Raw genomic sequence first — 14,956 nt, 5'->3', positions numbered from 1 at the left:
GGCCGCGCCACGTGCGTGCCCTCGATGCCAGAGGGGCTTGGTGCACTTCATGTGCCAGGTTGTGCCATATCCATGACACGTTATCAGTCGTCTGCCATTCAGGCTTGGATGGGGCTGGGGCGCGTTTGTGGAAGAGGATGTTGACCGCACCCATCCGCTCTCTTCAACGCAGCAGGGTGAGCATCAACTCGTTGCCACTGGGCAGCCGGCGAAACGCCCTCACCACGCATGGATGCGTTCATCGACAGGAGATCCATCCATGACCATTCGTAGCCTGTTGTCCGCAAGCCTTGTACTGGCGCTCGCGTGTCCGCTCTCGGCAAGCCTGCAAGCCAACACCAACTCCAACCAGGCCTTCGTCACCGAAGCCTCCCAGGCGGGCGCCACCGAGGTCGCCATCGGCAAGCTCGCGCAAGCGCAGGCCACGTCTGCCGATGCGAAGCACATTGCGGCGATGATCGTGAAGGATCACGTGCAAGCCAACGAGACACTGGCCGGTATAGCCAAGGCGAAATCGCTCCATGTCGCCGATGCACCCGGGGTCGAGGGGAAAAAGTCGATTGCCGATTTACAGGCGCTTCAGGGCGACCAATTTGATCGCGCATTTGCGAACATCATGGTGATCGACCACCAGAAAGCAGTCGCGGCCTTTGAGCGTGCCAGCAAGACCGTCACGGACCCGCAGTTGCGCGGCTTCGCGGTCGAAACCCTGCCGACGCTCAAGTCCCACCTGAAGATGGCGCAGGCGCTCGAAGGCAAGGACGGTGCAGCCAGCCATCCCCATGCGGAGATGCCGCCGGACCGCAGCGACAAATGAGCCATGTGCGTGGCTACGACCTCCGTCCTGGGCGAGCTGGTTCGTCCCTGGTTGAAAATCGGTGGTGTGTCACGATCGCACTGACACGCCCTTCATCCCGCCTCGACATTTGAGCCTCGTATCCCCCGCGTCGTGGACATCGATGCCCGACTGTTCATCCCGCGTGGAGGTTTGACCTTGCACCATGGACCTGTGTGATCAAGCCCATTAGCAGATAGGAGGTGTCATGACCCCGTTGGATAAACCACTGCGCCGTGAACTGGCGGTTGGCGATCAACGCTATACCCTGCTGATCGATCCGCAGGGACTGAAGATCACCCTGAGAGGCCATCGGCAGGGTGTCGCTCTGGCATGGAGTGATCTCATCAACGGCGATGCACAGCTCGCCGCCGCACTGAACGCATCGACGCATGAGGGTGGGTCGAGCTGATCCGCAAGCGTTGACTCGCATGTCGCCTGGCACGCAGCGTGCGGCCAGGCGACAAAACATCAGTGGTGATCGTGGAATACGGCGGTGACGTCGCCTCCCAGTCGGGTGTTCTTCATCGGCCGCAACGATTCGGCCTTCTGCGCGATGGGCCCCTGGCAGCTCGCAGCCCAGCAATAAGGTTCTATCCAGGCCAGTTCAGTGGGTTGCTTGCTTACATCTTCGAGTTCCTGCGGATAGCCGCTTTTCGCAGAGAACACCTGCGGATCGTTGATGCCAGCAAGCGTTCGTTCGGCAAGCCGCTTCAGGGCGCCGTTGCCCTCGCTCGCGAGATCCACGCCATTGGCCTTGCCGAAAGCGGCAATCATCGATAGTGGCGTTATCGCAAAGTTGTGGTATCCGAGTGCGCGCGTCTGTCGCGCCAGTTCGTTGGGTAGGTAACCGTCATTATCGACCTGGCTGGCAAAGATGCGATACGTCTTCACCGCCCAGTCGAACTCATCACGACGGTTCTCGACCACGCTGGTGGCCATGATGGCCCATGCAGCCCAGTAGAAATGGTTGTTGATCTTCTCGCGTGGCGAGTTGAGATCCCACTCGGTCAACACCTTGTCGCCCACGAGCCCAAGCCACGTCTTGATCTTCTGCGTCTGTTCCGGAAACGCCGCCAGTGGCTGTGAGCGGGAGAACTGCAGATGAAGGAAAGCGCCGCTCAGGCTGGCCAGCGACCACTTGCGCATGGCCTTGCCCGAATAGGACGCAGAAGGGCCGAGCAGCGCGTTGGCGTCGGCCCAGGTCGTGTACCACTTCAGCACGCATTGCAGCGCGTCGGCATTGCCGGTGCGCATGTACTTGTCGACAAGCTTGTTGACGCCTTTTTCCATTTGGCTGATCGGCTCGCTGCGCTTCTTGTAGTCGGCATTGGCTTGTTCGTTGAGTTGATCGCGCGCTTTGCCGGAGCCCTCGTACTTGCTTGGAAAGTCCAGCGTGTCGGTGTAGGGCGCCGGCGGGTCGTCGCAAGTGAAGTTCTTGTCCGGCTTATTGACGACTTCCGCGTAGTAGCCAGGTGGGGGTACCAGCGTCGACTGGGCCGCTACGGCACAGGAAAGGCCGGCCAATGGGAGGAATAGCGCAAGGCGGATCATGCGATGCCAGTGGAAGCGGGTCATGGGGTTCACCTTCGTTGTGCCGTGAGTTCCTGTGGGCCCCCTCGCTCACACAGTTGGGCCGTCACGCTGAGTGGCTTCGCCGGCGCCTGATCGAGCTGCATGGTGACACCCATCAGTGTCGCTGCAGCATAGTCGGGGCGATCCGAGCGAAGTTCGGCGTTGAAGCGACCACCGTTATCGACGTATTGCTTGTAGTGCAGCTTGAGCGATTCCTTCAGGCCGCTGAAGTACCAGACCTCGGCTGCCAGGTCCTTTACCGCCGGGTCGCTGAACTGGAATTCCAGCTGGTATTGCTTGCCCACCAGCGGCAGGATCTTGCCTCCGCCGTTGAACAGCACTTCATTGTTGCCCTGGTGCAGATCAACCTTGCGCTCGAGCACCGGGGTCTTGCCGCGGCAACCGTTGTTGACGAGCGGAATGGCCTGGCGATAGACCTTGAAGGCCATCTGCTCGGTGTCGGGGTAATCCTGGTAAGGCGTCTCCCAGATGATGAACTTCGGCGGGTGCTGCTGGAACTCCTTGCTTGCCAGGTAGTGCAGCAGCGAGCCTTCGTACGATCCGCCCGTGATGGCAACGTTCAGCACATCGACGCCGAGGTTTTCTTCCAGATAGCCGGCGAAGTTGTAGCCGCCCAGCGAGTCGCTGTTACTGGTGCCCACGAGCACGACATCGGGTTGCGACTCCCTGCCCAGCAGGCTGTCGCCACCCACCGGGTCGGTGACAAAAACAGGTTCGTATTGCATGGAGTACGCGCCGCCGCACATCTGCGACGCCACTTTCTGCAGCGTACCCGGCTTGCCAATGACCCCTTGAGTGTGGGTTTCGAATTTCTTCCGTGCGATGGCGGAAAAGCCCGGCTGGTTCTTCATGGCATCGGCGACAGCCTTGGCCGTGTGTTGCGCACCGGCGGCCGTCCAGTGATGGTCGCGGCGGAAGTAGTAGTCGTAGCCCTTGTGCTCATCGACCAGCTTGTCGAGCGCCGGAACGATGACGCCGCCTTCCGAACGCATGCGCTGCAAGGCCTGGGCGTAATTGCTGCGCGCCATGTCGAGGTTGTAGCCACGCCGCTGCGTGGGCGTGAGCTTGTCGGGGTCCATCAGTCCGCGCGGTGGCTGGTACACCATGACGATGCGCGTACCCCGTTGGCCCAGGGCCTCGCTGAGGCGATGCAGCTGCGTCAGACTTTCATCCGATACGTTGAACTGCGTGGGCAAATCCAGCGCTGTACGAAAGAGCCAGCCGTTGCGGCCGTCGATCAGGACGCGGAAGTCGTTCATGAACTTCGAACCCTCGTACGCCTGGGGATCGCCCGCACGCGGGCACAGCGAACAACAGGGTCTGGCGCTGTACTTGGGCAGGGTGGACGCCGTCGGCACGGCTGCCGGCGGCGTAGGATCGGCGGGCGGCGGCGAGCCGGCGACCACGCCGCCGGCCCACACCACTCCCGCAAACACAGATGCCTGGAGGAACCGTGGCATGGCGAACCTCATCCGTTGACCCAGATCAACACCGGACTGCTGCGCGTGCCCATGACGAACAGGCTGTAGGTACTTCCGCGCATCAGAGTGACGGGCTTGGCGTCGGCCAGCTTGTTGGCGCCGTCGTAAATGGCCAGATCGGCCTTGATCGGATTGACCTCCCGCTGGCCGGTGGCGTTGGCGGCGACGTTCTCCACCACGGCGGTGCCGTCGGCAGTCTTGAGGCTCAGTGTCGTGCCGTCGATCAGGTTGTACACGGCGACCAGCGACTTCAGCTGACTGTTGAAGCACTGCTGCTCGAACTGATGCACTTTGCTGTCGCTGCCCAGCGCCGCCGTGTAGCAATGCGAACCCTGGAGGTTGGTGTTCTCGCTGGCATCGCCGATCTTCACCGGATACTGCCCCGGAGGAAGAAAGGCATAGGCGCTGGCTTCGAGTGCATTCACGTCGCCAAGGTTCTTGCTGCCGACCTGTGCGGTCACCTTGGGTTGATTGGAGGCGTTGAACACCCGGATGAAAGCGGAGCCGGGTGGCGCGGCGGCGGGATAAAGGCCGGCAACGGCGGTCGCTGCACAGGCCAGCAGGACGAGAGCGAGTGCGGACTGGCGAAGCGCGCGTGCCCGCATGCGGCGATCAGAGATTGCTTTGGACATGGCTGGTGGAACCTCCTTCTCTGGCAGGGTTGCCGCCGGTGGCGGCCGATGCCGCCACGCGCGGGATCCACGCGTCTGGCGGCAGGTGGTAGGCGGCGAGTGCCGTCTGGGGAAGCGGCATGTAGCGTTCCGGCACTTCCCATATCACCAGTCGCGGCGGCGATGCGCGGAAGTCGGCGGAGTGGAGATAGGCGAGCATCGGCTCGAAGGGGCCGTTGCCATCCCTGGCGTAATTGAGCACGTCTGTGTGCAGGGCCTGCTCCAGCGCGCCGGCGAAGTTCCAGTTGGCCTCGGCGCTGTAGCTGGTTCCCACGAGGGCCACCTGTGCGCGCGGCGTGTCACCCAGGAGATCGTTGCCTTTCGCATCCGCGGCCGTCTGCACAGGCGTCAACACGTCAGGTGCTGGCAGCATCCAGCCGAACCAGGGATCGAGCGGAAGAAAATTGAAGAGGTCGCCGCGATGCATTGCGGGTGCGCCGGCGATGGTGTGGAAGTTGCCCGACGCATCGGCGACATGACCCGTCTGTCCGGCAATGGCCTGCGCGGAAAGCCGCGCGCCAAAGGGCGTCCAGTGCGTATCGGTGCGCAGATAGGTCGCGTTCCGTCGCTTGCCGTCCTGCAGGGGCTCCCGCAGGTCGACCGTGTTTACGCCACTGGCGCGAAGCTGGCTGATCATTTGAGGGTAGAGCATCTGCCGCAGTGCCGGTGGCTGCCTGCTGCCCAGATACTCCGGATAGATGCGCGCCTTGGCGGGAACCACGGCCACGACCAGGGCGACATGCTGCCGCTCCAGCTCACGCTTCACCCAGTCGATCAGCGCAAGGTTGCGCCGGACGAGCGTCGCCGAGTCGTTGTCCAGCTTGAACTCTTCGTCCGTGTACAGCCAGCCATCCTTGCCGACGATCACGCCCGGAAGGCCTTCGCGAAACAAGCCGTAATCCACGGCGGCCCAGAGGTTCACGCCCATGCGTTTGGCGGGAAACGTTTCGTCGTAGTGATTCTCGAACGCGTGCGCCAACGCGCCGCGGACCACGCTCAGTCCGGGTTCGGCACGGAAATCCACCGAGCGTACAAGCCCGGCCGCGCCGAGGACGGCGACCATCGTGGCAAACAACGCGCCGTTGAGTAGCGTCACGCGATGCGTCAATGCCATTGATCCTGACAGTCCCGCACGACGCCAGGCCCTTGCCCAGGTGCGCCCCAGTCGCAGGCGGGTACCACGGTGCGATGTCGGAATCACGTCAGAACCCGATGCCCTCGCGTCGAAAGCCTGGCTCATCGCTTGTCTCTGAGTGCGCATGCGTCGCTACCCCGCTAGAACTGGAAGTAGAGGAAAGGCGAGTAGCTCTGCGCCGAGAGCTTGAGAATCGCCAGGACGAAGACCGGCCACACCAGCCATTGCAGTGCCAGATGGCCGCGTGCACGCACGGGCGGACGGGGCGCGGGGCGCAGGCTCGCCGCACCCGTGGCGATGGTCACCACGATGGCCAGTCCAAGCGTGATCACTTGCAGCGAGGTGATACTGCCTGCATACACGTCCGACAGACCGTGCCCGTGGAAATCGAACATCGCGCGATAAACGTGAAAGGCATCGGTAACGGTGGGCGCGCGGAACATCACCCAACCGAGCACGACGAGCAGGAATGTCAGTGCCCAGCGATGAAGACGGAAGCGCGGCGATTCGGCCTTCACACCGGCAGCGCGCTCGACGGCAAGCATACTTCCGTGCCAGCCACCCCAGATCAGGAAGTTCCAACTGGCGCCGTGCCAGAGCCCGCCAAGCAGCATCGTCAGCAGCAGATTGATGTAGGTCCGTGCACGGCCTTTTCGGTTGCCGCCCAGCGCGATGTAAAGGTAATCGCGCAGCCACGCCGACAGGCTCATGTGCCAGCGCCGCCAGAACTCGGTGATGCTCTGGCTGATGTAGGGCTGGTTGAAGTTTTCGACAAAGCGGAAGCCCATCATGAGACCAAGACCGATGGCCATGTCGCTGTAGCCGGAAAAGTCGAAGTAGAGCTGTGCGGTATAAGCGAGCGCGCCGAGCCAGGCGTCCGCGGTATGCGGATGGGTCAGAGCGAATGCACTGTTGGCCAGTGGCGCGATGGCATCGGCGATCAGCACCTTCTTGATGAAACCCTGCATGAAACGCACCGAGCCTTCACCGAACTTCTCCCAGCTGTGCTCGCGCTGCACGAACTGGTCGGCCAGGTCCTTGTAGCGGAATACCGGTCCGGCAATGAGATGCGGAAACAATGCGATAAAGGTGGCGAAATCCACCGGGTGATGCGTGGCCTCCGTATCTCCCCGGTACACATCGGCGATGTAGCTGATCGATTCGAAGATGTAGAACGAGATGCCGATTGGCAGGATCACGTGCAGCCACGAGATCTGACCGCCGCCGGTGGCGGCCAGGGCGTCGTTGATGCTGCTGACGCCGAAATTGGCGTACTTGAAATAGGCCAGTGTCAGCAGGTTCCCGGCCACGCCGATGATCAGTCGCCGTCGCGCAGCCGGACTGCGCCGTGGAACGCGGGCAATGGACAGGCCCACGAAGTAATTCCACACCGTCACCGACGCGAACAGCATGAGGAAATCGAGGCGCCACCAGGCATAGAACAGATAGCTGCCGATCAGCACAACCGAGTTGCGCGCCCGGCCGCGGTTGGGTGTCAGGTAGTACACCGCCAGGAACAGGGGCAGGAACAGAAAGAGGAAGACGTTGGATGAGAAGACCATGTGTCGTCGCTCCGCGTCATTTGTCCGTACTGCTGACGCTCAGGGTTTCCGGTTTCACCACCACCGGAAGCTTCTGTCGCACCATGATGTCGAGCACCTTTTCCTGGTACGTGCCGAGCACGCCCGTGAAATGGATGCCAAGTTCACGCCGAGGCTCACGCAGATCGACGTTGTAAACCTCCAGGCTGAGGGGCTGGTCGATCGTGATCGGACCGGAGCCGTTGGACACGAGCTTGCCGCCCACCACGGTCATGGAAATGATCGGGTGGAACGGGTCGAGCTTCAGATTGCGTCCCGTATCGCTCAGGTTTTCGATGTGTCCGTAGATGCCGGACAGCGTGTTGCCCACGGCAACGTTGTCGCGCAACTGCACGTCGATGCTGTTGCGAACGCGTATGCCGTGGCGTTGGTTCGCCGTGACCAGATTGCGCCAGATGACCGTGTTCGGGCTCTCATAGATGGTGATGCCGTCCGAGTTGTTCCGGTAGGTCTTGTTGAGCGCAATGACGTTATGCATGCTGCTGCGATCGGCGACGATGCCGGACAGGCCGTTGTTGTGCGAGGTGTTTTCGACGATCCAGCTTTCGTTGACCTCGCGCGAAACGATGATGCCGTGTTTGATTCGCGTGTCGTAAACCGTGTTTCGCGCAATCAGCAGGCGCTTGGATCGGTCGTGCGGATCGATGCCGTATTTGATGTTGTCATGGTAGACATTGCCGACGATGGCCATGTCCTCCGCTTCGTAGCAGTAGAAGCCATACCAGTTGTCGAAGAATTCCGAGTTGATCAGCCAGCCGGTCGGCGGCGGCTTCTTCATGATCGGTGCTACCGAGGGGCTGTACTGGCTGATCGAGATGCCATACGCCTTGCTGGCCGCATAGCCCAGATGCGCGATGGTGCTGTGGATGAAATAGGTTTCCGAGCCACCCCAGGAGACCACGAAGGGCCGGAATTCCTTCTCGTCTTCGAAGATGGACGGTTCCTTCTTCGCCTCGTTCCATCCTTCCAGGCGGCTGCGTGAGACGAACAGGTTGCCTTCGTTGACAATGAAAGCACCGCGGTCCAGCGACAGCCTGAAATCCTTTACGTCATCGCCGATATGAAGCGTCGCGCCCGGCAGGACATCGATCGGCAACCGGGCAACGAAGACGCCGGGTTCGGTTTCAGCAAAGTATTGCTTCGGCAGGGCCCTGGCCATCTCACGCGGCGTCACGTAACCGCCACCGACATAGATGACCTGGGGCATCGACGACTGGCGCTTGGCCCATTCGCGCATGCGTTCGTCGCGGCCCATGAAGTTTCGGAACTGCGGTTGTTCGAGCATGCTGCCGACATGGACGTGCCCGAGCGGCGTTCGCTTGAGCCGCTTCATTGCCGCCGCCTCGGTGTACTGGTCGATGTCGGGAATGGTCGGCGGCGTCCACTTCATCAGGCTCTGCGCCGAACCCGTGCCGACGCTGTAGTTCTTGGGTTGCTCGGCATTCGACTCGAAGGCGGCGGCGTCCACCTGGTTGTTGTCGTCTTCGTCCGACCCGTCCGTCTGATCCGAATCGTCGTCGTCGCTGGCGGTTCGGTGTGGATCCTGGGGCGCAGACCTGGTGCCTTTCTTCGCACCATGTCCGGCGGTGGCTTGCGGCGGTGTCTGCGTCGCCCATGCCGCGCCACCGCTGCTTACCAGCAGCAGCGCGACAAGGCCGAACGCCAGCGTGGCGCGCTTTACATCCACAGGACCAGCTCCAGACTGACGCGGTACTCGTTGCGCGCATTGGGACCATAGGCCGAACCGGGCTTGAAGACCGAGCCACGGAATCGCACCGAACTGGCTGGTTCGTCGCTGCTGAGCAGATCCGTGTGGGCGATCTTCTTGCCGAAGAAGCGCGTGACCACCAGGTCGTAGCCCTGTCCCAGCGAGCCGGTGGTATTGACGGGCAGGGCAGAGATGTTTTCCGCGTAGACCGGTGCGTCGCCATGGACACGATCGAAGTGGTTGTAGATGAAGCTGGTGTTCCACTGTCCCATGTTCATCGACGCAAACGCAGTGGCGACTTTCAGGTTGCCGAGGTCCGCTCGATAGGCATCGGTGAATCGCTGGGTGAGCGAGTCGGTGCCGGTGAAGCGGGAATAGTTGCTCTGCAGGCCCGTCTGGCTGTATTGCGACGACAGGTCGTTGCCGTGGCCGCCACTGCTGTACACATAGGCGGCGCCAAGCTGCAGGGGGAACTTCTCGACAGGCAGGCGATAGCGCACCGCGACGTCCGCCGCCCAGGCATGCGACACGCGCCGATCGGTGACGTCGGTGACAGCGCGGGTAAGGGGATCGACCAGCGCGGTGCGCTGGTTACCGCTCAGCCAGTTGATCGATGCGTTGTAGGCAAACGGAGGCGCATCGGCACCGTCGTAGTAGTGGTTATGCAGGAACGCGCCCACCCACAGCAGGTTGCCGGCGCTTAGCTTGGTTCCGACGTTGGTGACCTGGCCGGGCTGGGGCACGTTGTAGTCGTCGTGGACATACATCATGCGCACGCCGATGCGTTGGTAGGCCTTCCATTCGCCGCCGAGTGTGCCGAACACGTAGAGGCGGTGTTTCTGATCCGGCGGAAGGCCGACGTCATCGGTGCGATACGTTCCGAATTCACGGCCGACGCCAAGCTCCGACTGGACCAGCGTGGTTTTGAAGATCCAGCGTGCCGAATCGACGTCCTGGTCGATATACATCGCATCGTCCTGGCGCACACGCTGTCGGCCCAGGCGAATGGATTCGCCGGGATAGCGGAAGCCGGCGTAATCGACCCAGGCTTCCTTCAGGCCCAGGAAGGCCTGGTTGGTGGGGCCGACGTTATTGTTGTCGTTGGCGTTGGTCTGCACGATGCCCGTCGGCGCAAACAGGCGCACGCGCAGGAATCCGCTCCAATGCTGGTTGAACTGAAAACGCATCCAGGGCGTGGCATCGAGATAGGCCTGCACCGAGTGGTTCTTGTCCTGCCGGCCGAAGTCACCGGGTGTCTGGTCCACCACCGCGATGTCGGTCTTAAGCGCGTAATCCGTTTCCACCGCCGTGGCGGGGGCGGCAACCAGCGCCATGAGGACGCCACATCCGGTGATCGAGAGCTTGCTCATCGCAGTTCCCTTTTTCATGGTGAGGATGGGGTGGCTTCAGCCAGGTCGGTCTGCGGCACTTGCTGACGCGCCGCCTCCTCCTGACGAAGGAGCCGCTGCGCCGACTGACGCTGTTGCGGGGTGAGCGCACCGGTCACCTGACCGGCCAGCGTGCGGATCGCAGGGGCGCCGTCGCGCGCACCCAGTTGCGCGAAGACGAATGCGTTGACGAGGTCCGGACACACACCTTTGCCCGAGGAATAAAGCCGCGCCAAAGCGCTGTCGGCGGCGACATAGCCGCGCCGCGCGGCGAAGAGCAGGTGATCGATGGCTTTTTGCGGATCCACCTCGTCGAGGTAGCCGTACTGATAAAGGCGCCCGATGTAGTACTGCGCGTCGAGCGCCGTATCGGGATGTTTCGCGGCGCGCTGGAGCAGGTCCAGCGCCTTTTCCGGATCACGGGGCGCACGCGCGCCGTGCAGGTACAACTCGCCCAGATAGAGCGGAGCATCGGCCAGACCCTGCTTCATGCCGTCCTGCAGGATGTTTTCCAGATCCAGGTCCGGTGCCAGGTAGGGAAAGCGCACCGCGACACCGGCGGCCTCGACGCGAGCTTCGGGCGAACCACCAGCGAGCTTGGCAAGAATCTGGTTGGCCATTTCCGGCTGTGCATTCGCGTCGGGTGCCGGCTGGGCGGCTGGCTTGGCATTGCCAGGCGCGGCTGCCGGTGCGGTGTTCCTGGTTGGCACGATGTTGGCGACGGGCGGCGGTGCACCGGCTGTCTGCTGCGATGCATTGACCACTTTGGTCACGCCGACCGGATCCTGTTCGCAGGAACGCGATGCCGCCATCGTGGTCGTGCCCGATGAGGCCCCGGTTGACGCCAGGTCCTCTGCATCCGTTTCCGGGGCGTCCGAAACGGGTGTGTCGTCCCCTGCTTCAAGCGCGCCGTCGGGTGCCGCGACCAGCGCACGTGCGAGGCCGGATGCAGTGGCCACGGGTACCAGACCCTGCGCATACTGCGACATCGCCGCGGAGACCATCTGCTGCATGGCCTTGAGATCTTTGCGTTCGCGCATGTCGCGAACGAGATCGACGTAACACGTCGGGGCGATATTCAGCGACTTGCGACACATCGCCAGCAGGTGATCGTTGTGGCCGGGCACGTCGCGCGTGTTGCGGTACCAGCTGATCAGCGCGCCATTGGTCACCGGCAGGTCGAGCTTCTCCGCCGTGACCACCAGGGTTGGAAGCTGCTTGCTGCCATCCTTTTCCGGGTAGGCGGTGTATAGCTCGATCAGGCCAGCCAGCGCTTCCGGGTCTTGCCGCTCCTCCCAGGCGTGCAGGAACAGGCGCTGCGATTCATCGAGCTGCGAAGGGTCATCCTGCTTTAGCAGCAAGCGCGCCAAGGGGACTTCAGCGTCGACGGGATCTTTTTGCGCGGCTGTGCGGAACCAGTGAATCGCGTCCTTCATCGACTGCGTCGTCTGCCGACGCGCGTACAGGCGGGCCAGGGCGAGCTGGGCTTCGGTGTAGCCGCGCTGTGCGAGGGGCAGGAAGTTGCTCTCCGCCTCGGCGTCATGACCCATCTGTGCGGCGAGCTTGCCGCGCTCCAGGTCCGGCATGCCGCCGCCTTCGACCGCCGTGGGCGGGTTCTGCGCGGGCGGCGGCGCCTGCTGCGCGGAAGCGCAGGTCATGGCACCAAACGCCACCATCAGGAGACTGCGGGCGACGGGACGTTTCATCACAGTTTCGCGAGCATGGCGCGCACGCGACGCACGCCTTCGTCGATGGGGCCCGCAATCGCGCTGCGCGGGTCGCCCAGCTGCACGTCGACGGGCTGGTCGATCATCGCGCGTGGCAAGGCTTCCGTCGGTTCAATCTGGGCCAGCACGTCGCTGACGGTACCCGGGCTGTCGAGGCCACGGATGTCGCTGGCACTGCCGCGCTCATCGTTGCCGATGGGCGTGGGCAGTAGGCGCACCTGTCGGATGGTGCCATAGCGCTCATGGCTCTCACCGCTGACCTGAAAGGCGACGGTGCGGCCGACGCGCAGGTCCTGCATGCTGTCGAAGTGGAAGCGCGCGAGCACATAGGGCTTGGCGTCTTCCGGCAGCAGGGTCACCAGCGGCTGGTTGCGATTGACGTACTGCGAATCCAGCGCGAACTTCTGTTGCACCGTGCAATCGCAGGGGCTCGACAGCGTGCCCTTCAGCGTCTCGCCCATCAGGTCCGACAACTGTTGCGGCGTCAGATGAAGCGAACCCGGATCGTTCTGCACGACGTCGAGCATCGCCGCCTGGAACGTGCCGATCGGCTGTCCCTTCTTCACCTTGCCGTTGGGTGGAATCAGGTTGAAGTAGGTGCCGTCGCGGGGCATGGCGATGGCGAAGCTCGGTGCGGCCACTTTGGCGGCGATGGCGTGATTGATGAAGAGCACGCCATACAAGCGGGAGAACGCATAGGTGAAGGCCGCCAGGCCGACCAGAAAGAACACCCCCGTCAGCGTGAATGCCCTCGACCGGGTTCGTTGTGGCTGCGGCTTGCGCGCCACCTGCTGCGTACGCGCCCGCGTGAAGTTGTTGCGCGACAAGGTGGTGATCACATCGCCCACCGTCACCACTTCGCCGGCAATGTACGCATTGATCAGTTGGCGAAGCAGGGTGGTCTGGCGCTCGTCGAGGTCTTCGAAGGTGACGCCGACGCGCTGGTTGGCGGGGTCGAAGTTGCGCACGCGGAAGCTGACCGGAAGCGTCATGCCCATGGGGTCGATGGCAAACCGCAGCGTGCCTCGGTACATGCGTCCGATGTCGTAGCTGTTGCCGCGCCCATGGAAAGCGAAGCCACCTGCGGAGATATCGATCAGGCGGAAGGTCTGCTCCTGGCCGCGAACTTCCAGATGCAGGGTCGCGGGGATGCGCACCCTTGGATGTTGGCGCTCGACTTCCGTTTCGTGCACCACATTGACAGATTCATGAGCCATGGTTGGGTTTTCCTTGCGGTCCTGTTCGGTTCGTGGGCGTCACAGGCTCAGCAGGCACATGACGATGGCTGCGAACACGCTGGTCGCGGTAAAAGTCATGGCCCATGAGGACCAATGGTTGAAGCGGCGTTCGAAGGCGCCGAGGTTGCGATCGAGGGTGGTGTTCTGGCGCGTCCAGGACTGCTGGTCGAGGCGGAAGAACACGAAGATCTTCATGACCGATCCGATGACCTGGTTGTAATAGAGCAGCACCGGGAACGCCGGGCCGATGCGATGGCCCGATGCGAGCAACATCATCGACATGATCAGGCGCGTGATGCCGACCCAGAGCAGGAACGTCAGCAGGTAAACCGGGCTGAACTTGATGCTGGCCACGATGGCCATCGCCAGGCCAAGCAGGCCGGTCCACATCAGCACCCGCTGGTCGAGCAGCACGTAGTAGGTGAACCAGCCCAGCTTGCCCGGCCCGAGCTTCAGTGCGCGGCTGTTCTGGCGCAGCGAGTTGCCGTACCAGCGGAACATCAGTTTTCGGCTGGCTTTGAGGAACTTCGGATCCGGCGGTGTTTCGAGTGTACGCACGGATGCGTCCGGAACGTAGTAGGTATCCCAGCCCATGCGCATGAGGCTGTACCAGGTGCTCTTGTCATCACCGGTGAGGAACTTGAACCGACCCAGACGCCAGTGCTCGACGGAGTCGTTCTGAACGTCATCGATGAATTCCGGATCGATCACGATCGATGCACGAAACAGCGACATGCGGCCGGTCAGCGTCAGTACGCGGCGGCCTAATGCCATCGAGCACATATTCAGATGACGCTGTGCAAAGCGCAGCTTGTGCCATTCGCTCATGGCGTAGCTGCCGGCGACTTCGCAGAACTCATTGGTGGTCAGTGCGCCGACGCTGGGCATGGTGGTAAGGAATGGCGCCGTTCGCGCTATGACGCCTTTCTCGAGAACCGTATCGCCATCGATCACGGCCACCACTGCATTGGGTTCCGGCATGTCGCGCGAGATGGCGCGGAAACCCTGGGCGAGGGCATCGCGCTTGCCGGTGCCGGGGATGCGTACGATCTTTAGCCGCACGCGCTCGGGCGGATCCATGTACTCCCACAACGCCAGGATCAGGCGCTGGTCACCCATCTCTACGATGGAGGCAACGACCGTAGTCGGCACGCCACACTCAATGGCTTCCTCGAACGTCGACTGGTACACCTTGGTCGTGGTCAGCGTATCGATGCGAAAGCTCGTCACCAGCAGGTACACATGTGGCGGCATGCCCAGGTCGCCGGCTTTGCGTACGCGCCGGCGAGCCCAGGGGAACGACCAATGCAGGAAGATCATGCTCCGGATGAAGTGCACGGCCCGAAGGCTGTAACGCCACATACCCAGGACGCCCAAGGCGAACACGAAGATCCGTGTTCCGGGTTCAAACGCCTGCGGTGGGAGCAGCAGGACCAGGCCGATCAGGGCGCTCACGTAAAGTAGCCAGCCACCGAGATCGATGAGGAAACTGCCGACCATGCCCGGAGCAGGACTGCTGCCGGGCAAGGAGGGGCAGGCGATGAAGCCACGACTGGCATCCGGCGTCCGCATCATG

General features: G+C 62.6%; 12 protein-coding genes. 2 read left to right on the top strand and 10 right to left on the bottom strand.

Going from position 1 to position 14,956, the window contains the following annotated elements; all coding sequences use genetic code 11:
• The first annotated feature begins 127 nt into the window (after window positions 1–127).
• On the top strand, window positions 128–817 hold the full coding sequence (locus EYV96_RS04340; protein WP_131150253.1) for a DUF4142 domain-containing protein: 690 nt from the start codon (window positions 128–130) through the stop codon (window positions 815–817).
• A gap of 226 nt (window positions 818–1,043) precedes the next feature.
• On the top strand, window positions 1,044–1,247 hold the full coding sequence (locus EYV96_RS04335) for a hypothetical protein (protein ID WP_131150252.1): 204 nt from the start codon (window positions 1,044–1,046) through the stop codon (window positions 1,245–1,247).
• Between the two features lie 59 nt (window positions 1,248–1,306).
• Here the strand turns inward: EYV96_RS04335 and EYV96_RS04330 are convergent, their stop codons facing one another.
• From EYV96_RS04330 to EYV96_RS04285, 10 genes are all read right to left on the bottom strand, one after another.
• Window positions 1,307–2,389, bottom strand: coding sequence for a mannuronate-specific alginate lyase (locus EYV96_RS04330; protein WP_131151489.1), 1,083 nt, complete (start codon window positions 2,387–2,389; stop codon window positions 1,307–1,309).
• 29 nt (window positions 2,390–2,418) lie between these two features.
• Complete coding sequence (locus tag EYV96_RS04325; protein ID WP_165488585.1) at window positions 2,419–3,891, bottom strand: alginate O-acetyltransferase; 1,473 nt, start codon at window positions 3,889–3,891, stop codon at window positions 2,419–2,421.
• A gap of 8 nt (window positions 3,892–3,899) precedes the next feature.
• On the bottom strand, window positions 3,900–4,544 hold the full coding sequence (locus tag EYV96_RS04320) for an alginate O-acetyltransferase AlgF (protein WP_131150250.1): 645 nt from the start codon (window positions 4,542–4,544) through the stop codon (window positions 3,900–3,902).
• Window positions 4,525–5,697 carry an alginate O-acetyltransferase AlgX-related protein gene (locus EYV96_RS04315; protein WP_131150249.1) on the bottom strand — a complete coding sequence of 391 codons (1,173 nt, stop codon included), beginning with the start codon at window positions 5,695–5,697 and terminating at the stop codon, window positions 4,525–4,527. The genes EYV96_RS04320 and EYV96_RS04315 overlap by 20 nt, the downstream gene beginning before the upstream one ends.
• Before the next feature lie 161 nt (window positions 5,698–5,858).
• The gene (locus EYV96_RS04310; RefSeq protein WP_131150248.1) at window positions 5,859–7,280 is read right to left on the bottom strand and encodes an MBOAT family O-acyltransferase; all 1,422 of its coding nucleotides are present in this window, start codon (window positions 7,278–7,280) and stop codon (window positions 5,859–5,861) included.
• A 16-nt stretch (window positions 7,281–7,296) separates the two neighbouring features.
• Window positions 7,297–9,006 (bottom strand): right-handed parallel beta-helix repeat-containing protein, encoded by a 1,710-nt coding sequence (locus EYV96_RS04305; RefSeq protein WP_205746085.1) that lies wholly within the window; start codon window positions 9,004–9,006, stop codon window positions 7,297–7,299.
• Window positions 8,997–10,397 carry an alginate export family protein gene (locus EYV96_RS04300; RefSeq protein ID WP_131150247.1) on the bottom strand — a complete coding sequence of 467 codons (1,401 nt, stop codon included), beginning with the start codon at window positions 10,395–10,397 and terminating at the stop codon, window positions 8,997–8,999. Before EYV96_RS04300 ends, EYV96_RS04305 begins: the two co-directional genes overlap by 10 nt.
• Window positions 10,398–10,411: 14 nt before the next feature.
• Window positions 10,412–12,121 (bottom strand): SEL1-like repeat protein, encoded by a 1,710-nt coding sequence (locus tag EYV96_RS04295; protein ID WP_131150246.1) that lies wholly within the window; start codon window positions 12,119–12,121, stop codon window positions 10,412–10,414.
• Complete coding sequence (locus EYV96_RS04290; protein WP_131150245.1) at window positions 12,121–13,359, bottom strand: PilZ domain-containing protein; 1,239 nt, start codon at window positions 13,357–13,359, stop codon at window positions 12,121–12,123. Before EYV96_RS04290 ends, EYV96_RS04295 begins: the two co-directional genes overlap by 1 nt.
• A gap of 39 nt (window positions 13,360–13,398) precedes the next feature.
• Window positions 13,399–14,955 (bottom strand): glycosyltransferase family 2 protein, encoded by a 1,557-nt coding sequence (locus EYV96_RS04285; RefSeq protein WP_276320304.1) that lies wholly within the window; start codon window positions 14,953–14,955, stop codon window positions 13,399–13,401.
• Between the last annotated feature and the right edge of the window lies 1 nt (window position 14,956).

This window comes from Dyella terrae, assembly GCF_004322705.1.
GTDB lineage: Bacteria > Pseudomonadota > Gammaproteobacteria > Xanthomonadales > Rhodanobacteraceae > Dyella_D > Dyella_D terrae.
Note: the sequence above shows the minus strand (reverse complement) of the source record. Positions and strands in the feature narration are given on the sequence as shown.